The organism is Aliarcobacter trophiarum LMG 25534, assembly GCF_003355515.1.
Lineage (GTDB): Bacteria > Campylobacterota > Campylobacteria > Campylobacterales > Arcobacteraceae > Aliarcobacter > Aliarcobacter trophiarum.
Genome location: NZ_CP031367.1, coordinates 1,232,149 through 1,252,686, shown reverse-complemented (window position 1 = coordinate 1,252,686; position 20,538 = coordinate 1,232,149). Strand labels below are relative to the sequence as shown.

The 20,538-nt window shown below is 26.8% G+C and carries 19 protein-coding genes; 17 read left to right on the top strand and 2 right to left on the bottom strand.

The annotated features are described in order from the left end of the window. Position 1: 1 nt before the first annotated feature. Positions 2-1,111 carry an FtsW/RodA/SpoVE family cell cycle protein gene (locus tag ATR_RS06465; protein ID WP_115428657.1) on the bottom strand — a complete coding sequence of 370 codons (1,110 nt, stop codon included), beginning with the start codon at positions 1,109-1,111 and terminating at the stop codon, positions 2-4. 19 nt (positions 1,112-1,130) lie between these two features. Here ATR_RS06465 and ATR_RS06460 point away from each other — a divergent pair, with 19 nt between their 5' ends. From ATR_RS06460 to ATR_RS06380, 17 genes are all read left to right on the top strand, one after another. After that, entirely contained in the window at positions 1,131-2,117 is a 987-nt protein-coding gene (locus ATR_RS06460) for an RluA family pseudouridine synthase (RefSeq protein ID WP_115428656.1), read from the top strand. Next, on the top strand, positions 2,065-3,348 hold the full coding sequence (locus ATR_RS06455) for a fibronectin type III domain-containing protein (RefSeq protein ID WP_115428655.1): 1,284 nt from the start codon (positions 2,065-2,067) through the stop codon (positions 3,346-3,348). The genes ATR_RS06460 and ATR_RS06455 overlap by 53 nt, the downstream gene beginning before the upstream one ends. Before the next feature lies 1 nt (position 3,349). After that, positions 3,350-4,543 (top strand): tRNA (guanosine(46)-N7)-methyltransferase TrmB, encoded by a 1,194-nt coding sequence (gene trmB, locus ATR_RS06450; RefSeq protein WP_115428654.1) that lies wholly within the window; start codon positions 3,350-3,352, stop codon positions 4,541-4,543. After that, positions 4,540-5,202: a cell division ATP-binding protein FtsE gene (locus ATR_RS06445; RefSeq protein WP_115428653.1), complete on the top strand. Its 663-nt coding sequence runs from the start codon at positions 4,540-4,542 to the stop codon at positions 5,200-5,202. The genes trmB and ATR_RS06445 overlap by 4 nt, the downstream gene beginning before the upstream one ends. Next, positions 5,189-6,007 carry an FtsX-like permease family protein gene (locus ATR_RS06440; protein WP_115429441.1) on the top strand — a complete coding sequence of 273 codons (819 nt, stop codon included), beginning with the start codon at positions 5,189-5,191 and terminating at the stop codon, positions 6,005-6,007. Before ATR_RS06445 ends, ATR_RS06440 begins: the two co-directional genes overlap by 14 nt. Continuing rightward, positions 6,000-7,241: a murein hydrolase activator EnvC family protein gene (locus tag ATR_RS06435; RefSeq protein ID WP_115428652.1), complete on the top strand. Its 1,242-nt coding sequence runs from the start codon at positions 6,000-6,002 to the stop codon at positions 7,239-7,241. Before ATR_RS06440 ends, ATR_RS06435 begins: the two co-directional genes overlap by 8 nt. An 8-nt stretch (positions 7,242-7,249) precedes the next feature. After that, on the top strand, positions 7,250-7,678 hold the full coding sequence (locus tag ATR_RS06430) for a hypothetical protein (RefSeq protein WP_115428651.1): 429 nt from the start codon (positions 7,250-7,252) through the stop codon (positions 7,676-7,678). Next, positions 7,675-9,453, top strand: coding sequence for a penicillin-binding protein 2 (mrdA, locus tag ATR_RS06425; protein WP_115428650.1), 1,779 nt, complete (start codon positions 7,675-7,677; stop codon positions 9,451-9,453). The genes ATR_RS06430 and mrdA overlap by 4 nt, the downstream gene beginning before the upstream one ends. A gap of 52 nt (positions 9,454-9,505) precedes the next feature. Beyond that, positions 9,506-10,237 (top strand): flagellar type III secretion system pore protein FliP, encoded by a 732-nt coding sequence (gene fliP, locus ATR_RS06420; protein WP_115428649.1) that lies wholly within the window; start codon positions 9,506-9,508, stop codon positions 10,235-10,237. Between the two features lie 27 nt (positions 10,238-10,264). Further along, positions 10,265-12,217 carry an HD domain-containing phosphohydrolase gene (locus tag ATR_RS06415; RefSeq protein WP_115428648.1) on the top strand — a complete coding sequence of 651 codons (1,953 nt, stop codon included), beginning with the start codon at positions 10,265-10,267 and terminating at the stop codon, positions 12,215-12,217. A 106-nt stretch (positions 12,218-12,323) separates the two neighbouring features. Beyond that, entirely contained in the window at positions 12,324-13,685 is a 1,362-nt protein-coding gene (locus ATR_RS06410; RefSeq protein ID WP_115428647.1) for a TolC family protein, read from the top strand. Next, the gene (locus ATR_RS06405; protein ID WP_115428646.1) at positions 13,682-14,398 is read left to right on the top strand and encodes an efflux RND transporter periplasmic adaptor subunit; all 717 of its coding nucleotides are present in this window, start codon (positions 13,682-13,684) and stop codon (positions 14,396-14,398) included. The genes ATR_RS06410 and ATR_RS06405 overlap by 4 nt, the downstream gene beginning before the upstream one ends. After that, on the top strand, positions 14,395-15,948 hold the full coding sequence (locus ATR_RS09955) for an efflux RND transporter permease subunit (RefSeq protein WP_115428645.1): 1,554 nt from the start codon (positions 14,395-14,397) through the stop codon (positions 15,946-15,948). Before ATR_RS06405 ends, ATR_RS09955 begins: the two co-directional genes overlap by 4 nt. Further along, complete coding sequence (locus tag ATR_RS09950) at positions 15,945-17,600, top strand: efflux RND transporter permease subunit (RefSeq protein ID WP_115428644.1); 1,656 nt, start codon at positions 15,945-15,947, stop codon at positions 17,598-17,600. The genes ATR_RS09955 and ATR_RS09950 overlap by 4 nt, the downstream gene beginning before the upstream one ends. A 77-nt stretch (positions 17,601-17,677) precedes the next feature. Continuing rightward, positions 17,678-18,175, top strand: coding sequence for a redoxin domain-containing protein (locus ATR_RS06390; RefSeq protein WP_115428643.1), 498 nt, complete (start codon positions 17,678-17,680; stop codon positions 18,173-18,175). Between the two features lie 77 nt (positions 18,176-18,252). Further along, the gene (locus ATR_RS06385) at positions 18,253-19,329 is read left to right on the top strand and encodes a PAS domain-containing sensor histidine kinase (protein ID WP_115428642.1); all 1,077 of its coding nucleotides are present in this window, start codon (positions 18,253-18,255) and stop codon (positions 19,327-19,329) included. Next, complete coding sequence (locus tag ATR_RS06380; protein WP_115428641.1) at positions 19,326-19,991, top strand: response regulator transcription factor; 666 nt, start codon at positions 19,326-19,328, stop codon at positions 19,989-19,991. Before ATR_RS06385 ends, ATR_RS06380 begins: the two co-directional genes overlap by 4 nt. Here the strand turns inward: ATR_RS06380 and ATR_RS06375 are convergent, their stop codons facing one another. Continuing rightward, positions 19,992-20,474, bottom strand: a complete 483-nt coding sequence (locus ATR_RS06375; protein ID WP_115428640.1) for a MarR family winged helix-turn-helix transcriptional regulator — start codon at positions 20,472-20,474, stop codon at positions 19,992-19,994. It lies immediately after the preceding gene. Positions 20,475-20,538: the final 64 nt, after the last annotated feature.

Below are 20,538 nucleotides of genomic sequence, written 5' to 3'. Positions count from 1 at the left end.
ACTACATCTTTCTTTCATAATTATACATATCCATATATCTAAAAGCTATAAGATTTTCTAAAATTGCAAAAGTTATAATAAAGTTTATAAAAGAGCTTCCCCCATAAGAAAAAAGAGGTAAAGGAATACCAACAACTGGAGCAAAACCAATAACCATCAAAATATTTATACTCATATTTAAAAAGATAAGTAAGGCTAGACCTGAAGAAAAGGCTTTTACTACAAAATCTGTTTTAAAAAAATAGTTTATTGTAAATAGGTGTAAAATTATAATTACATATAAAAGAATTAATCCAAAAGCCCCTAAAAAACCATGCCTTTCTACTAAAAAAGCAAAAATAAAATCGCTTGTAGCAATTGGTAAAAACTTAAGTTGAGTTTGAGTTGCATCTTCACTCTTTTTTCCAGTAAGTCCTCCTGAACCAATAGCTATAATACTTTGCTGGACATGGTAACTAGGCTTTTCTGCTACTATAAAATCATGAACTCTTTTTTTTTGATAATCTTTCATAACATAATTGTATGAAAATGGTAAAAATATAGATAAAATAAAGCCAATTCCTAACCATATCTTCCAATTTACACCAATTATAAAAAGTATTCCATATCCTAAAAGAAGCATAACAAGAGCAGTTCCTAGGTCTGGCTCTTTTGCTATTAAAATGAATGGTATAAAAATATATATTGAAAAATATCCAAAATCTTTTAATCCATATCCACCAATTGGTGGTGGTTTTCTCTGAATTAAGTAACCTAACATTAATATATATATTGGTTTTACTATCTCTGATGGTTGAATAGTTGTATCAAAAAGTGGAATATGTATCCATCTTTTTGCTCCTAACTTTGTAACTCCAATAAATTCAACTAAAATTAATAAAAAAACACCAAGCCAGTATAAAATAGGTACTAACCTTAAATTCTTTCTAATTGGAAGCATAAAAACTAAAAGAAATATAAATAAAGATACACTATAATAAAAAACTTGTTTACTTGCTAATGCCTCATTTGCCTCTTCTATTAATACATAAGAGAGTATTATCAAAGGAGCTATAAAGATTAAAATTAAATAATCAAAATGTGACATAATTCTTTTATCAAGTAAACGCATAAAGAAAGAGTAGCATAATATGTATAAAAATTTTATTGTAGATGAAGAGATTAGATTAGATAAGTTTTTAAGCTTAAAAATAGATGCTTCAAGGAATCAAATCGAGCAACTAATTGAAAAAGAGTTTGTAAAAGTAGATGGAAAAACTACAAATAAAAATGGCTTAAAACTAAAATTAAATCAGCAAATAGATGTTTTTTTCCCAGAAGCAAAAACATTTGATAAGAAAGATAGTGAATTTATAAAAGATTCACTAAAAGATAAAGAGATAGAGATAATCTATGAAGATAGTGATATTTTAATTATTAATAAGCCACGAGGGCTTACAGTTCACGATGCTCCTAGTGTAAAAGATGCTACTTTGGTTGATTGGTTGAAACTTCAAAATATAAGTTTATCAACTATAAGTGGAGAAGAGAGACATGGAATTGTACATAGATTGGATAAAGGAACTAGTGGTATTTTAATAGTAGCAAAAACAAATGAAGCTCATATTGAAATATCAAAACAGCTAGAAAGAAGAGAAGCAGGACGGTATTACTTAGCAGTAATTGATTTGCCTTTAAAAGATAATATTGAAGTAGAAGCACCAATAGCTAGAAATCCAAATAATAGGCTTAAAATGGCTATACAAAAAGATGGAAGATATGCAAGAACCTCTTTTTGTAAAATCGAACTTAGTAATAATTCAAAATATGAACTAATAGCTTGTAAGCTTTTTACTGGAAGAACACATCAAATAAGAGTTCATTTAAATAATATAAATAGACATATTTTAGGAGATGTTTTATATGGATTTAAGGGCAATTTTGATAATATCAATGGATTTTTTTTGCATGGATTTTGCTTAGTATTTACTCATCCTAGGACAAAAAAGAAGATGAGCTTTACTGCAAAACTTCCAAAAGATATGCAAGATTTTTGTGAAAGTAATTTTGATAAGGAGAGAATATATGAAAAAATTGAGACTTCTAGCCTCTTTGAGTATTTTAATTTTAATAATTAGTGGTTGTTCAAATGTTTTAGATAGCTTAAGTACAACAACTTCACCAAAGGTTAATCAAAATTTCCAAACGGTAGATTACTCTTCAATAAAATCTATTCCAGATATGAATTCAATTGGTTTTGAGTGGCAAAAGATTGATGACCATAGAGTTGTAGGGTATAATTTTTATAGAACAGAACTAGATCAAGGTGGAAATACTTTAAAGCTAATCAAAGCAACAGATAGTAGATATGTAACACATTATGTAGATAAAGGTTTAGAGCCAAAAACAAGATATGCTTATCAAATCTCTGCTAGATTAAATGATGGTAGCGAATCAGCTACAACACAAGCTTATATAGTTGAAACACTCCCTAGAATTGTTGCTGTTAGTTTTGCACAAGCTATATCAAATCTTCCAAAAAAAGTAAAATTAGTTTGGCAACCACATCCTGATCCTAGAGTTAGTTACTATAGAGTTGAAAAGTATAATACATTTTTGAAAGAGTGGGTTTGGGCATCTGCTTCTAAGATAGAAAATAGATTAAGTGCAGAGTTTATAGATACAGGCTTAGATAACAATACTACATATAAGTATAGAATAAAAGCTTTCTCTTTTAGCGATGTTGAATCAGCTCCTACAAAAGTATTAGAAGCAAAAACAAAACCACTTCCTATTTCACCAACAAATGTAAGAAGTTCAAATAATATTCCAAAAAAAGTATATATAACATGGAGTGCTTCACCAACATCTGATGTAGTTCAATATAGAATTTATAGAAGTAGCTACCAATCTTTTGGATATAGTAATATAGCAGCTGTAAACTCAGATACTTTAGAATATACAGATGAGATAAATGCTGATAAAAAGGAGTACTACTACAAAGTTTTAGCAGTTGATAAAGATAATCTTGAAAGTACTTCAGATGTTGATTCTACAAAAGGTATAACACTAGCTCCTCCTTCAAAACCAATATTAACTTTAGCTCAGATACAAGGAAACAAAGCTATATTGAATTGGCAAGCAGGAGATAATAGAACAACATCTTATAATGTTTACAAAAGAGTGAAAAAATATTGGCTTTTTTCAGATACAGTAAAATTTAATAATATAACTACTTTAAGATTTGAAGACCATGATATTGTACAAGGAGTTGATTACTACTATAGTGTTCAAGCAATAGATGAATTTGGTGTTCTTTCTGCAAAAAGTGATGAGGCAAAACTAACTCTTCCTAATACAAGAATATAGTATGCCTCATATAGTTTTTGAAAAAAATAATTTACTTGAAACTCCATTAAAAAAAGGAGAGATTGAGTTTTTATTTACAGCAGTATCTTATCATCCAGAAGATAAAAATAGAAAGATTGAGTATAAAATAGCAACAAAAAATAGAAATGTGGATTTTTTGTTAGGAATAAAAGAGAAAGATGATAATTACTTAATAAAATCAGATAAAACAACAAGAATATCACCTGTTTCATATATAAAAGATGCTTTAAACTCTTATGTTTTGGAAAATAAATCAAAAATTGTATTTAAAAATACTACAAATTTAAAAGAGAAAAAAGAGCAAGAAAATAGATATCTAAAGGATATTGATTTTTTTGTAGAAGATTTTAAAAGTGATAAAGAGATTCAAATTGAGATTGGTTTTGGAAGTGGAAGACATTTATTGCACCAAGCAAAACAAAATCCAAATATACAGTTTATAGGTCTTGAAATACATTATCCTTCTATTGAGCAACTTTTAAAACAGTTGGAACTTCAAAATATTACAAATGTTTTAGTTGTAAATTATGATGCAAGACTTTTTATGGAGTTTGTAGAGTCAAATCAAGTGGGAAAAATTTTTGTACATTTTCCAGTTCCTTGGGATAAGAAACCACATAGAAGAATATATTCAAATGAGTTTATCTTTGAGGCTTTAAGAGTTTTAAAAGTTGATGGAACTTTGGAACTAAGAACAGATAGTAGAAACTATTTTGATTTTTGTGTAGATTTACTAACAAATTTAGATAAAGCTTCGATTAAAATCGATGTAAATAGGGATTTAGAAGTTATTAGTAAATATGAAGATAGATGGAAAAAACAAGGTAAAAATATCTATGATGTAATTTTAACTTCTCAAAGAGAAGATAAAAAAAGAGAGATTAATTATGATTTTGGTTTTGATTTTTCTATAAATTTTGATAATTTTATAAAAAATGTTTTTTCAAAAGCTCTTATAATTAAAAACTTTTTTGTACACATTGAGGAGTTTTATAAGATATTAAATAGAGATAATTCAGGTCTTATTAAAGTTACTATGGGAAATTTTGATAGACCAATTACTAAATATCTTTTAGTAATAGATGGAAAAATCTCTTATTATCAAGGTGAACCACTTCCTACTAGCTCAAATATAGAAGCTGATAAAAAATTAAAAGAGATTTTGGCTAAATGATAAATGCAAAGGACTTATATCTTACTTATGATAGCAATAAGTATATAATTAAAAGAGGAAATTTCTCTATAAAAGAGAGAGAATTTGTATTTATTGGTGGAAACTCTGGAAGTGGAAAATCAACACTTTTAAAATCTTTTTATGGAGATATTCCAATAAAGCATGGAAGTTTAAAAATAGCAAATCAAGAGGTTTTTAAAATAAAAGGGAATAATCTTAGATACTTAAGAAAAGATATTGGTGTTATTTTTCAAGACTATAAACTTATAAATGATTATACTATTGAAGAAAATATTATGATTCCTCTTAAGATAAATAACTATTCAGATGAAGTTTCAAGACTTCAAGCTGATAATCTTTTAAAGCATGTAAAACTATCTCATAGAAAAGGTTTTTATCCAAATCAATTAAGTGGTGGAGAGCAACAAAGAGTGGCAGTTGCAAGAGCTTTGGCACATAATCCAAAAATTATTATTGCAGATGAGCCAACAGGTAATTTAGATGATTTTAATGCTGATGTAGTTTGGAATTTACTAAAAGGTGCAAATGAACAACTAGGAATTACAGTTGTTGTAGTTACTCATAGAGTTCCAAAGAATTTAGGAATAAATTTCAGACAACTCTCAATAGAAGATGGGATTATTTATGAAGTCTCTTAAAGCCATTTTTGCCTTTTTTGTACCGCTTTTAGCAATGCTTATTACTTTTTGTATATTCTTAATTATTGATAATATTGTAGATAACTATAAAAAGAAAATATCAAGAGATTATAGTATTGTTTTGGTTGCAACAAGTCCTATAAAAAAAGAGTCTTTAAATGAGTTAGCTGGAATAAAAGTTGAAAATATTCAACTCTTACCAAATGAGAAGATAATTGAAAATATTAAATCAAATTTATCTGATAACTCAATTGAGCTTTTAAGGCAAAAATTGCCATATTTTTATCAAATATATCTTGAAATTTTTCCTACAAGTAGTGAATTAGAAGTTATTAAAAAGACTCTACTTTCAAATAAAGATGTAAAAAATGTGGAGGTTTTTTATAAAAATCACAATCAAATATATTTATTGCTACTTATTTTAAATAGTGTTTCTTTTATACTGTTTTTTATAATTACAATTTTTGCAATTATAATTATTGCAAAACAGATAAAGCTTTGGTTTCATGAACATAATATAAAAATCTCTATTTTAAGGCTTCATGGTGCCTCTATTATTTATAGTGCATCTTCTGTATTAAAATATGCATTAATAAGCTCCTTTATGGCTTTTTTAATCTCTTCTCTTTTTTTGATATATGTATCAAGCAATATTGAACTACTTTTTCCATTAGAGTTACAAGAGATAGTTAATGTAAATATAAATGTTGAGATAGAGATTTTAAAAATCTTTATTCTATCTTTTTGTATCTCTGTATTTACTATTTTTGGTGTACTTTTTAAATATAAGATAAACAATGATTAAATCTATTTTTACTCTATTTTTAGCTATAAATTTTATCTTTGCTTCAGCAATAGATAAAAAAATTGAACAAAATCAAAAAAGCTTAGAAAGTAGTAAAAAAACAAAAGATAGTGCAACTGTTAAAATAAAAGAGATAGCTGATAAAATAGAGGTTTCAAATACAAATTTATCAAAGCTTGAAGAGGATATTATAAAAATAAATGAAGATATAGAACAACATCAAAAACTTTTAGAAAGTTCTCAAACAAAATTAAATGAGCTTCAAACTAAATCAAGTGATTTAATAAAAGAGAAAAATAGTAGTGAAGAGGAGATAATAAATACAATAGTAGAACAATTTTCTACATCTTTAGCACTACAACTAGCTTCAAAAGAGTCTCTACAAGAACTTATAGATAATGAGATGTTTAATCTTCTCTCAACAAATGCAAAACAAAAAGTTTTAAAGCTAAATGAAAATTATAATAGATTAACAGAAAATACAAAAGCGAATCAACAAGAGATAAATAAACTAAATAGTTATATAAAAGATAGGCTAAAGACTAAAGAAAACTATAAAGCTCTGCAAATTAAGCATACAAACTCTTTGGCAACTTTAGAAAAGGAGCATAAACTCTATCAAGCTGAGCTAAAAAAAGTTATAGAGCAACAAGACTCTTTAAACAAAATACTATCTGATTTAAAAATTGTAAAACAGCAAGAGCTAAGAAAAGCACAAGAACAAAAAGTAGCAGATAATCAGCAAGTACAAACAACAAATGTAAGAAATCAGAAATATGCAAAAGATTTGGATCTTGATGTTAAAAAAATTGGTTCTTCAACAGATGGAGTTCAAATTGTAAAATATAAAGGGGTAAAGACAATAGCTCCTTTAAAATCATTTAAAATTGTAAAAAATTTTGGAACATATTATGACCCTGTTTACAAAATAAAACTTTTTAATGAATCTGTTGTTTTGCAATCAAATGAGAGAGATTCAAAAGTGGTAGCAGTTTTAAATGGGAAAGTTGTTTATGCAAAGAAAAATGCTGGAATGCTTGAAAACGTTGTAATTATTCAACACGAAGGTGGAATTCATACGGTTTATTCACACTTAGATGATATTGCTCCAACTTTAGTTGTTGGTAAATGGGTACAAAAAGGTAGTGTGGTTGGAAGAGTAAATCAAAATTTAACCTTTCAAGTTACAAAAGATAGTGCTCATATAGATCCAAAAGATTTGTTTAACATCTAGGAAGTATTATGGTAAGAAATAGTATAGATAATCCAGTTTTTCTAATATTTTTGCTACTTTTTTCTGTTAGTATAAATTTTTTAGCATCTACTCATTTTGTAGTTATTTTATTTGCTGGAGTTCTTTCAACTGTTTTTTATAGAACATTAAAACAAAAGTATTACTACTCTTTTGCTTTAGTCGTTCTCTCCTTTTTATTTATTGAGTTAAATATGGGTTTAAAACCATTTTCACTCTCTTTGTTGTCATATTTTATATATCTTTTTATTATTCCAAGATATGAGCAAAATCAAATAAGTATACTTTTAAATATACTTTTTTTCTATTTTGTTTTAGGAATTATATGGTATGTTTTTTTTAATTTTGAATCATTCTTTAGTTATATTCTAATTATAAATTTAATGATAGATTTAATCTTAGTTGGAATATTTTTATGAATTATAGATTAACTTTCATATATATATTTGTTGGATTTATTGCAGTAGTTTTACTTTCAAGAGTATATTTCTTATCTATTAAATCAAATACATATTATGAAGAGTTATCAAAAAATAACTATATAAAAAAGACATATTTAGCACCTACAAGAGGGGTTATAGAAGATAGAAATGGTGAGCCTTTGGCATTAAACCAAATAGGTTTTTCAATCCTTATAAAACCACATTTAAGGGCTGATAAATATAGAGAGAAATTAGAAAAACTTATTGATATTGTTGTAGAACAGTTTCCTCAATATGATAAAAATAAACTAATAAAAGATTATTTAAGAGAAGACTCACCATATAATCATGAGTTTATAAAAATTATAGATTATGTTCCTTATGAGGATATTTTTTCAAGATATACATTTTTGGCAACACAAGAGGATATAAGAGTTGAATCATCTTCAAAAAGATATTATCCGCACAAAGAGTTAGCAGCACATGTTATTGGGTATGTAAGTAGAGCTTCAAAATTAGATGTTGCAAATAATGAAATTGCAAAATATAGTGGAGTTGTAGGGAAAAGTGGAATTGAGAGATACTATAATGATAAGCTTCAAGGAACATTGGGCTTTAAAGATACAAAAGTGAATGCTTTAAATAAAGAGATTGAAATTATAGATGAAAAAGAGCCCTCAAATGATAACAATGTAAGAATTACAATAGATGTTAATCTTCAAAAATATATTCAAGAGCTATTTATTGATAGAGCAGGTTCAGTTATAGTTATGGACGCAAATAATGGTGAGATATTAGCAGCTGCATCTTTTCCTGAATATGATAGTAACCTTTTTGCAAGAGGAATTACTCAAGATGAGTGGAATATTATGAGAAATGATTTTAATCATCCATTTACAAATAAGATTATAAATGGTCTTTATCCTCCAGGCTCTGTTGTAAAAATGGGAGTTGCACTATCTTTTTTGGAAAATGGAATAAGTGATAAATTTACAGTTCAATGTAGTGGGTCTTTACCAATAGGAAATAGAAATTTCAGATGTTGGAAAACTACAGGTCATGGACATATAGGATTTAGAAGTTCAATTGAGCAAAGTTGTGATGATTTTTATTATAAAGGGAGCTTAAAAATAGGAATTGGAAAGATGTCTGCAACCTTAGATAAATTAGGTTTTGGACAAAAAACAGGAGTAGATCTACACAATGAATTTATAGGAATTAATCCAAATAAAGAGTGGAAAGAACAAAGATTAAAAAAACCTTGGTATATTGGTGAAACTGTTATTAGCTCTATTGGTCAAGGAAATATGCTTACAACCCCTCTTCAAATTGCAAGATTTACAGCATTTTTTGCAAGTGGAAAACTTCCAAAACCACATTTTGCAAAAGAGGCTTATGAGGAACCAAAAGAGTTGGATTTTAAAAAAGAGCATATAAAACTTATGCAAGAAGGTATGTTTGATGTTGCAAACTCACCATCTGGAACAGCTAGAAGATATATAAACTCAAAAGTAAAAATAGCTGCAAAAACAGGAACAGCTCAAGTTGTATCAATTCCTCAAAGTGAAAAAGTAAGGATGAAAGAGAGTGAATTGGAGTATTTTCAAAGATCACATGCTTGGATTACAGCATATGGTCCATATAAAAATCCAAAATATGTAGTAACTATTGTACAAGAACACGGAGGTGGAGGAGGAAGTGCTACTGGTGGAGTTGCTAGTAGGATTTTTGATAAACTTTATGAACTAGGGTATATTACAGAATTAGAGTAAGGTTTAATCATATATTAGATAAAATGATAGCCATTTAATTTAGGATTTATATTTGAAGATAGTTTTTTTAATACTTTTTTTATCAATTTTTGGCTTTGCAGCTCAAGACCCATTACCAATGATAAATCTATCTGTTGCAGCAATTGATCAGCCGATACAATTTGTAAAAACTATAAATATAGCAATTATATTAGCTCTTATGGTTCTTGCACCATCTTTATTATTGATGGTTACATCTTTTACAAGAATTATAATAGTTTTAGCCCTTTTAAGACAAGCACTAGGACTTCAACAATCTCCACCAACTCAAATAATAATATCTTTAGCACTTATTATGACACTTTTTATTATGGAACCATATGGAAAAAAAGCTTGGGATGAAAGTATTGTTCCTTATATGGATGAAAAAATATCGTATCAAGAGGCTATTTCAAAAGGTGTTGCACCTTTTAAAGATTTTATGATAAAAAATACAAGAGAGAGTGATTTAGCTCTATTTTATAGGATAAAAAAAGAGCCAAATCCTAAAAATATAGAAGAAGTTTCTATGATAATTTTAATGCCAGCATTCATTGTAAGTGAACTTAGAACTGCATTTGAAATAGGATTTTTAATCTTTTTACCATTTTTAATCATAGATATTATTGTTGCTTCTATTCTTATGAGTTTGGGTATGATGATGCTTCCCCCTGTTATGATCTCCTTGCCCATAAAGATAATATTTTTTATTGTAGTTGATGGATGGCCTTTAATAATTGGGAATCTTGCACAATCCTTTAAATAAAGTAGATTATTGATTTAGGTAAATAATATGAAAAAAATTTTATACTTTAGTTTAGGCTTTATATTCTTATTGTTAATTTTTCAGACTCTTTTTTATACTCCAAATATAAAAAAGATAACAGAAGAACTATATTTAGAAAAAACATACACTCTTAAAACTCTCTTTTTTGATGAACTTAAAAAGAAGCAAGAAAGTACAAATACTATGGCCTTTTTATTAAGCCAAGATAGTACTTTAATAGATGCTTTAAGTAGAGGAAATAGTGAAAAATTAGATTACAAAAATATTTTAGACTATCTTGGAGAGAATGGTTATTATAAGAATTTATGGATACATGTAATTGATAAAAATGGAAATAGCTTTTATAGATCATGGACAAATAAAAAAGGTGATGAAATTTTAAGTTCAAGAGAGGATATAGAAGAGCTTTTAAAAGAACCAAAAGCAATGCAAAGTTTAAGTGCAGGACTATATGATTTGAGCTTAAAATCTATACAACCTATTTATGATAATAACAACAATTTTTTAGGTTTTATTGAGATAAATTCAAAACTAAATTCTATTGCAATAAATTTAAAAAAAGAGAAGGTAGAACCTATCTTTATACTTAGTAAAGATAAAAGTAAAAAATTAAAAGAGCCATTTTCTAAAATATTTATCAAAGATAACTATATTGCAAATATAAATGCAAACAGAGAGATTTTAGAACTTATAGAAAGAAAAAATATAGATAGTTTTATACAAATAGATGACTATATTTTAATGGATAATTATTTAGTTACAAATATAAAATTAAATGATACAAGAGGCGAAGACTTAGCTCTATTTATAATGTTTTTTGATATAAAAAATTTAGATAAAAATGAGATAAATAGTTTTAAAAATATTTATCTTACAGGTTTAATAACATTTTTACTAATTTACGGTTTAATCTTTTTATATCTTTTAAAAACTATCTATGCAAAAAGTTTAAATAAAGAGGTTCAAGAGAAAACAAAAAGCATAAAAAATCAGCAAAAGAAAATGTCAAAACTTTTAGATATTTATGATAAAAATGTAATTTTTTCAAGGACTGATTTAAAAGGTGTTATAACACATGCAAGTAGTGCTTTTTGCAAAATCAGTGGATATAGTAAAAAAGAGTTAGTAGGAAAACCACATAGTATTGTAAGGCATCCTGATATGCAAAAAGAGCTTTTTGAACATATTTGGAGTGAAATAAAAGAGAAAAAAAGAGTAACTGTAGAGATAAAAAATCTTAGAAAAGATGGCTCATATTATTGGGTAGTTGCTGATTTTGAACCTGAATATGATGAGAATAATAAGCATATTGGCTACTTTGCAATAAGAGAAGATATCACAGCAAATAAGGATATAGAAGAGCTTCAAAGAGAGATTATTTTTACTATGGGGAGTATTGCTGAAAGTAGAAGTAAAGAGACAGGAGAGCATGTAAAAAGAGTTGCAAAATACTCTAAACTTTTTGCAAAAGCTTATGGTTTATCAAAAGAGGATGTCTCAATGCTTGAACTTGCAAGTCCTATGCATGATATAGGAAAAATAGCTATTCCTGATGAAATTTTAAATAAACCAGCAAAGCTAACTTTTGAAGAGTTTGAGATTATGAAAACACATGCACAAAAAGGTTTTGAGATGTTAAATGTCTCTTCAAGACCTCTATTTCAAGTTGCTGCAGAAATAGCTTTAACTCATCATGAAAAATATGATGGAACAGGTTATCCAAATGGTTTGAAAGGTGAGGATATACCAATTTTTGGAAGAATTACAGCTATTGCAGATGTTTTTGATGCAATTAGTAGTGATAGATGTTATAAAAAAGCTTGGGAACAAGATAAGGTTTTAGAGTATATAAAAAGTGAAAAAGGAAAACATTTTGATCCAAAGCTTGTAGATATTTTATTTGAAAACCTTGATGAAATCCTAAAAATTAAAGATAGTTTAAAAGATATATATAATTAAAACTTATTTTACTACATATTTAAAATATTACAATATTTTATAATTATAGTTTGAAAAATATATTTTTTTGGCTATAATCTCTTCATTAAATTATCTTAGGAATTTTATGAAAAAATTATATCTATTATTATTAAGCTCACACTTATGCTTTGCTCAAACTATAAGCTTTGAAGAGGTTCTAAATCAGGCTATTGAAAATAGCAAGGATTTACAAAAACAGAAGATTAATATAGATATTGCAAAAACAAATAGTGATTTTATAGATGGAATGAACTTTGGAAAATTAGCTATAAATAGTGATATTAGCCGTACAAATCATGCTGGATATGTATTTATGGGAAAATTATCAAGTAGGGATGCTACTTTTAAAGATTTTGGAGCAGGGGAGTTTAACCCTTCAAATTCAAATGTTTTAAATATAAAACCAAAGGATTTAAACTATCCAGATTCATATACAAGTATAAATAGTTATATATCTTATGACTTACCACTTTTTACTGGATTTGCTTTGTATCACCAAAAAGGTATTTTAAAACTTCAAGAAAAAGCAAATGAAACTTTATATAATCTTGATAAAAAAAATCTTGAATTTGAGGTTTTAAAAGCTTACAATAGTGCAGTTTTAGCTAAAGACTTTGTTAAAACTATGGAAAAAGCAAAAGATGCTATAGAGTTTATAGAGCAAGGTGCAATAGAGTTTCACAAAAATGGTTTGGTTACTAAAATTGATGTAAATGAAGCAAAACTACATCTTTTAAATACAAATTCAAGTTTAATAGATGCTCAAAATAACTTTAAACTCTCTCTTGCTTATCTTAAATATTTAACTTCAAATGAAAATATTAGTGATGTAGAAAATTTACAAAATAGCTATTTGGAACTAAAAGAGTTTGAAGATTTATATAAAATAGCTTTAGAAAAAAGAGATGAGATAGCTTTACAAAATATATCTATTGAAGCAAATAGTAAAAATATAAAATCAAACCAAGGTTCATACTATCCATCTATTTTTACACATTTAGAGTATGGATATAGTGATGATAAATTTTCAACAAGCAAAGATAAAGATTATTATATGGCACTTTTGGGAATTTCTTTAACTCTTTTTGATGGAACAAGAAGTGCTAATGTTGAAAAAAGTAAATTGGAGTATTTGAAATCTAAGTTGGACTTTTCAAAACTTCAAGATGGAATAAAACTTGAAGTAGAAAAATCTCTTTTGGATTATAGAGCAAAACAAGAGATTTTAAAAGAGAAAATTGCTTCAAATAACCTAGCTCTTGATATTTTAAATCAAGCAAAACTTCAATATAAAAATAGACTTATATCTATGACAACTCTTTTATTGCAAGAGACAAATTATAGGAAGAGTCAAACTATGCTTTTAAATGCAAAATATGAGAACTCTTTGGCATTGGCTAAACTAAATTTAGTTTTGGGACAAAATTTACAAAAGGAGCAAAGGTGAGATTTTTAGCTTTAATATTTTTATCCTTTTCAACTATTTTTGCAAATAGTTTGGAGTTGGATGGAGTTGTAGTTTCTCAAAATGAGAAGATTATCTCGAGTAAAATGATGGGTTTTATTACAAAAGTCTATGTTAACGAAGGTGATATGGTAAAAAAAGGTCAAATCTTATATGAGATAGATTCAATAGATTTAGCATACAATAGTGAAATTTTGAAAAATCAGATAAAAAACCTAGAGTTAAATTTAAAAAGATACAAAGATTTATTAAATCAAGATTTAGTTTCAAAGTTTGACTATGAACAACTTGAACTAAATTTGACTACTGCAAAAGCAAAACAAAATGAACTAAATGCAAATTATAATTATCTAAAAATAAAAGCTCCAAATAGTGCTCTTGTTGTAAAAAAATCAATAAAAGAGGGCGAAATGGCAATGCCTGGTATGCCACATCTTATTCTTACAGATTTAGATGATTTAGTAATAAAAGCAAATATTTCTGAGAGTAGTTTAAAAGATATAAAAATTGGGAAAAAAGTGGATATAGAAATAGCATCACAAAACTTTAAAAATAAAGGAGAGATAATAGCTATTTATCCAAACTATATAGAAAATGCTCACTCTTTTATAATTAAAATCGCATTTAATAAAGAGGATTTTAATATTTTCCCAGCTATGTATTCAAAAATTACTATAGATTTGGATGAAAAATGAGCAAAGAGTTAAATAGTGCTGGAAAAATTGCAAAACTATTTATAAACCATCCACTTACACTTATTTTAGGTGTTTTTATTTTGATTTTAGGATATTTTTCTTTAAGCTTAATGCCAAAAGAGGAGAATCCACAAATAAAAGTGAGTGGTGGAGTTGTAATTGTGGCTCTTCCAAATGCAAAAGCTAGTGAAATTCAAAAAGTAATTATTGAGCCACTAGAGAAAAAAATAAGAGAGATAAAAGGAGTTGAACATATATTCTCATATGCAAATGATAGTGTAGCAATTGTACAGGTTCAATTTTATATAGGTGAGGACAAAGAGCTTTCTAATCTAAAATTATATGATCAAGTTATGAGAAATATGGATTTGATGCCAAAAAATGCAATGCAACCAATAATAAAAACTATGGATATCGATACAGGTATTCCAATAGCTACTATAGCTTTTTATAGTGCAAAAAAGGATGGAAAAGAGCTTGTAGATATGCCTACAATTTACAATGAAATAAGTCGTTTATCAAAAGAGATAAATAGGATAAAAGATGTAGCAATGACTGATTTTAAAGGTGAAAAAAAAGACCAGTTTAATATTCTTGTAGATATAAATAGATTAAGCTCATATAATCTCTCTTTAGGAGAGATTAAAAAAGCAATAGAGAGTTTAAACTTTAATACTCCAAATATAACAACAAATACAAAGAGTAATGAATTAGTAGTTTTTTCTATAGAAAAAGCTATAAAAGAGCCAAAAGATTTAGAAAATCTAATTATCTCTTATAATTTCCAAACTCCAATATACTTAAAAGATATAGCAAAGATTGATTTAGGTTTTGATATACAAAACAAAAAAGATGCCTTTATCTATACAAAAGATAGCAATTTTGAAGAGCAAAAACAGATAACTTTAATGGTATCAAAACTAAAAGGTGCAAATAGTGTAGTTATAAATGAGGAGATATTTAGTTACATAAATAGTATAAAAGAGGATTTACAAAATAAAAATATACTGTTTACAATCACAAGAGATGATGGTTATACCGCAAATAGTGCAGTAAATGCTTTGATAAAAGATTTGATAACTTCAATTGTAATTATTTTTATACTTTTAATTTTAACTTTGGGGTTTAAAGAGGCTTTAATAGTATCTTTGAGTGTTCCTATGATTTTGTCTTTGACACTATTTATTGGGTTTTTACTAGGAGAAACTGTAAATCGTATTACCCTTTTTGCATTGATTGTATCTTTGGGAATGCTTGTTGATGCTGCAATAATTGTAATTGAAAATATCCATAGGCATAAAAAAGAGGAACCAAATAAAAATATAGAAGATTTAGCAATAGAGGCTACAAATGAGATAGGAAATCCTACAAATATAGCTACAATTGCTATTATTTTAGTATTTATTCCTATGTTCTTTGTTGGTGGAATGATGGGAGAGTTTATGCATCCTCTTCCTGTTTTTGTACCTATCTCTTTGGCTGTTTCCTTATTTGTTGCATATGCTTTTACTCCATATTTGGTTAAGAAGATTTTGGGGGCAAAAAAATGAGACTAGAGAGAGTAATATATGATATTTTAAATAGTAAAAAAAAGATTTTTTTGGTCTATTTTATAACTTTAGCTCTTTTTATTTTGGCAATTCTTACTTTTCCTACAAAAATAGTAAAGGCAAAAATGCTTCCAGATAAAGATTCTGATAGTTTTTCTATCTATCTTGACTTAAAAGATGGGAGTAGTAGTTTTGAGACTAAAAAAAAGATAGATTGTATAGTAAAGAGTTTGCAAAAAAATGAGAATATCTTAGATATTTCAGCTTTTATATCTCAAGGGCAACCAATAGATTTTGCAGGACTTGTAAAGCAAAGTTCATTAAAACATAAAGAGAGCCAAGCTGAACTTATGATAAATATTAAAAGAGCAAAGGATAGAGAAATTACAAGCTACTCTTTGGTAAATGAGTTAAGACAGGAGGTTTATGGCTCTTGTAAAGATGATGATACTATCATAAAATTCATACAACTTCCCGCTGGTCCTCCTGTTTTGGCATCTTTGGTAGCTGAAGTTTATGGAGGAGCTAATTTAAAATCTCAAAGAGATTTTGCAATAAAAGTTGCAAAAATATTAAAAAGTGAAAATAGTTTAGTTGATATTGATATTTTAACCTCTAAGGATTACCAAACATACACTCTAGAGATAAATAGCAATAAAGCTACTATGAGTTTTGTTGATTTAGAACATCTAAAAGCTACTTTGTATTTGGCTTTTATAGGTATGCAAATTGATGTTATAAATGATGACAAAAAAGAGAGTCAAATACCAATATTTTTAAGATTGGATGATAGTAAAAATTTATCTTCAAACTCTATATCATCTTTGAATTCAAAGTTAAATAGTCTAAAAATTATGAATAATATGGGAAAAATGATAAGTATTAGTGAACTTGTAACTATAAAAAATAGTATAAAAGAGCCAACAATAAACTCAAAAAACTTAAATCAGATTATAAATGTAATAGCTGAAACGCAAAACGATAGTCAAATATATCCACTTTTAAGCTCAAGAACAAAAATGATAGAGGAGTTTAGCAAAGATTATGAAGTAGTAAAAACAAATATGCTAAACCTAAGTTTTATAGATAAAAGTAGCAAAGAGAGATTTGATGTAGTTTTTGATGGAGAGTTACAAGTAACTCTTGATACATTTATTGATTTAGGAACGGCATTTATCGTAGCCTTGGTTTTAATCTTCTTACTTATGGTTGTTTATTATAAAAATTTTGCTTTAAGTGGTGCTATTGTACTTTCAAGCTTTATCTCTATAATTGGAGTCATTATTGCTCATATTATTATGGATATTTTTACAAGTGATACTTTTTATCTAACTGCAACTAGCCTTATTGGATTTATTGCTTTAATAGGTATAAATTCAAGAAACTCGACTTTAATTATAGATTTTGCAAAACAGTTGGTACAAGAAAAAGGCTTAAGTGTAAATGAAGCAATTGCAAAAGCAGCAGCTACAAGGTCAAAACCTATTATTCTTACAGTTTTAGTTCTTGTTTTTGCAAGTTCTTTAATAGCAAATGATGCAGTTTTTGGTGGGCTTGGAGTTGCTTTAATTGGTGGAACTTTAATCTCTTATGTGGTTTCTATGTTTTTTGTTCCAGTTGTTATAAGGAATAGTTTGAAAAAAATAGTTTAGAAAAGAGTATTTAACTATTTTAGTTAAAAGCCATTTACAATAAAATGATAAAATCTATAAAATTTTAAAGGTAATAAATGATTGAAAAGATAAAAAAGATTTTAAAAACTCTAATAAAATATACTATTTTATTTATAATAGTTTTAAATATAGTAAGTTATTTCAAAGCTCTTGATTTAAATAAAGAGAAGCTTGATATCAAAACTTTTACTCTTTTAGATGGTTCTAATTATATAGTAAAAGATGATAAACCACTACTTTTAAATGTTTGGGCAACTTGGTGTCCTATATGTGCATTAGAAGAGCAAAATATAGAAGAACTTTCAAAAGATTATGAAGTAATCACAATAGCAACTCAATCAGGAAGTAATGAAGAGATAGAGAAATATTTAAAAGATAAAAATCTTAGCTTCAAAGTAGTAAATGATGAAGATGGACTTTTAAGTCAAAAATTTAATGTAAAAGCTTTCCCAACAACATTTATATATGATAAAGAACAAAATCTAAAGTTTAGTGAAGTTGGATATAGTTCAACTTTAGGCTTAAAACTAAGGCTTTGGTGGAGTAGTTTTTAACTCTATTTTGAACTCCTATCATTGACAAAAAAAAGCTTCTTTGATAGGATAGAAAAATTTTTATAGGATTTAAACTTATGAATAGTTATCAAAAAGCAATAGAAAACTCAAATATAGTCTCAAAAACTGATATAAACGGAGTTATAACATTTGTAAATGATGAATTCTGTAAGCTTTTTGGCTTTACAAAAGATGAGTTAATTGGAAAAAACCATAATATAATTAGACATCCAGATACTCCAAAAGAGAATTTCCAAACTTTGTGGGATACAATTTTAAACAAAGAAGTTCATAAAGCAACAGTGAAAAATCTATCAAAAAATGGGAAAGATATCTATTTAAACACAACTATTATTCCTATTTTAGATGAGAATGAAGAAAATATTGTTGAGTTTGTAGCTATAAGATATGATATTACAAATGAAGTAATGCTTCAAAAAGAGTTAGAAGAGAAGCAAAAAATTATATTTTTACAAAGTAGAATGGCAAGTTTAGGACAGATGCTTGCAAATATTGCTCATCAGTGGAGGCAACCTTTAACAGAGTTAAATTTAAGCTTGTTTAATCTTAAAAAGGCATTTGAAAATAGAAATCAAAAAGAGTTTGAAAATCTTTATGGAAACTCAAAAAATCTTATTTTAGGTATGTCAAATACAATTGAAGAGTTCACAAACTTTTTTTCTCCACAAAAACAAAAAGAGAGATTTTTATTAAATCAGAGTATAAATGAGGCTTTAAAGATTTTAAATAGAGTTTTGCAAGAGGAAAATATAAATATTAAATTTGATATTGTAAAAGATTTGGAGATTTTTGGATTAAAAAATGAGTTAACTCAAGTTCTTTTAAATCTTATAAATAACTCAAAAGATGCTTTTATTCAAAAAAATATTACAAAAAAAGAGATAACTTTTAAAACATATAAAAAAGATGAATTTATTATTTTTGAATATATTGATAATGCTCAAGGCTTACATAAAGAGCTATTTGATAAAATTTATGAACCATATTTTACAACAAAGCATAAAAGTAGTGGTACAGGACTTGGACTTTTTATTTGTAAAATAATTATTGAAAATAGTTTTAAAGGTGAGATTATGCATGAAAATATAGAAAATGGCTTGAAATTTACTCTAAAGTTTCCAAAAATAGTATGAAAAATCTAAGAGTTTTAATAGTTGAAGATGAGCAAAAATTAGCCAATTTAATAAGAAGCTCAATAAAAGAGCTATTTTTTAAGGTTACAACTGCAAAAGATGGATTGGATGGTTTTAATAAATTTAAAACCTTTAAACCAGATATTGTAATAAGTGATATTACTATGCCAAATTTATCTGGCCTTGAGATGTGTAAAAAAATAAAAGATCAAAATAGTTCTATTTCTATCATAATTTTAAGTGCATATAGCCAAAAAGAGATGTTACTTCAAGCTATTGATTTGGGAATTTCTAAATATTTTATAAAACCTTTTGATATTGAAAGTTTTATTGACTACTTAAAAGAGTTATCAAATAAGATAAATAAAGAGAGAAGCTATAAGCTAAGAGATGGTTTTGTATTTGTAAAAAAGACAATTAGTTTATATAAAAATAGTGAGCTTATAAACCTTACAAAAAGGGAAAAAGAGTTTATAAATCTACTTGTAGAAAATAAAAACTCATCTGTAAAGCTACAAAAAATCAAAGAAATTTTATGGGATATAGAAGATATAAGTGATGAAAGAGTTAGAACATTTATAAAAAGGCTAAGAGTAAAAACTTCTAAAGATTTGATAGAAAATGTATCATCACAAGGATATATGGTATCTATTTTAGATTAGTTATATCATAGAAAAAAGAAGCTTTTGTAAAATTTTTTTTAACTCTTTTTGCTCTTTCTCTTTAAGTACACAAAAAGTATCTTTTAGCTTTTTTGAGCTAAGTTCTATTCCTTCTACTATTAACTCTTCACCTTTTTGGCTTAAACTAACCTCTTGGCTTCTTTTATCCTTTTTTGAACTCTGCTTTAATATAAGCTCTCTCTCTTGTAATTTTTTTAAAACTTTTGTCATACCACCACTTGAAAAAACAGTTGCATCGTAAAGCTCTGTTGGGGTCAAGGTATGTTCATTGTTAGCAAAATATAGAGCTGCTAATACATCAATATCTGAGTGTAAAAGGTCATATTTTGTCTTAAAAAAACTCTCTTGGGAATTGTGTAAATATTTATTTATAAGTAACATTGGTAAAGATAGTGCAAAAATATCATTGCAATTATTTTGCTCGACTTGTTTATAAAACTCTTCTATATGTTGTTTCTTCATACTTGAAATAGTATCGAAGAGAAGATTAAAATTATCTTTCTAGCAAGACAATTTTAAGAAAAAA

Coding starts and splice junctions, on each gene's coding strand:
- ATR_RS06415 (WP_115428648.1), top strand. CDS start 10,265: ATGAAAAAAATTTTATACTTTAGTTTAGGCTTTATATTCTTATTGTTA.
- ATR_RS09950 (WP_115428644.1), top strand. CDS start 15,945: ATGAGACTAGAGAGAGTAATATATGATATTTTAAATAGTAAAAAAAAG.
- ATR_RS06380 (WP_115428641.1), top strand. CDS start 19,326: ATGAAAAATCTAAGAGTTTTAATAGTTGAAGATGAGCAAAAATTAGCC.
- ATR_RS06445 (WP_115428653.1), top strand. CDS start 4,540: ATGATAAATGCAAAGGACTTATATCTTACTTATGATAGCAATAAGTAT.
- trmB (WP_115428654.1), top strand. CDS start 3,350: ATGCCTCATATAGTTTTTGAAAAAAATAATTTACTTGAAACTCCATTA.
- ATR_RS09955 (WP_115428645.1), top strand. CDS start 14,395: ATGAGCAAAGAGTTAAATAGTGCTGGAAAAATTGCAAAACTATTTATA.
- ATR_RS06430 (WP_115428651.1), top strand. CDS start 7,250: ATGGTAAGAAATAGTATAGATAATCCAGTTTTTCTAATATTTTTGCTA.
- ATR_RS06460 (WP_115428656.1), top strand. CDS start 1,131: ATGTATAAAAATTTTATTGTAGATGAAGAGATTAGATTAGATAAGTTT.
- mrdA (WP_115428650.1), top strand. CDS start 7,675: ATGAATTATAGATTAACTTTCATATATATATTTGTTGGATTTATTGCA.
- ATR_RS06375 (WP_115428640.1), bottom strand. CDS start 20,474: ATGAAGAAACAACATATAGAAGAGTTTTATAAACAAGTCGAGCAAAAT.
- ATR_RS06385 (WP_115428642.1), top strand. CDS start 18,253: ATGAATAGTTATCAAAAAGCAATAGAAAACTCAAATATAGTCTCAAAA.
- ATR_RS06465 (WP_115428657.1), bottom strand. CDS start 1,111: ATGCGTTTACTTGATAAAAGAATTATGTCACATTTTGATTATTTAATT.
- ATR_RS06440 (WP_115429441.1), top strand. CDS start 5,189: ATGAAGTCTCTTAAAGCCATTTTTGCCTTTTTTGTACCGCTTTTAGCA.
- ATR_RS06390 (WP_115428643.1), top strand. CDS start 17,678: ATGATTGAAAAGATAAAAAAGATTTTAAAAACTCTAATAAAATATACT.
- ATR_RS06455 (WP_115428655.1), top strand. CDS start 2,065: ATGAAAAAATTGAGACTTCTAGCCTCTTTGAGTATTTTAATTTTAATA.
- ATR_RS06435 (WP_115428652.1), top strand. CDS start 6,000: ATGATTAAATCTATTTTTACTCTATTTTTAGCTATAAATTTTATCTTT.
- ATR_RS06410 (WP_115428647.1), top strand. CDS start 12,324: ATGAAAAAATTATATCTATTATTATTAAGCTCACACTTATGCTTTGCT.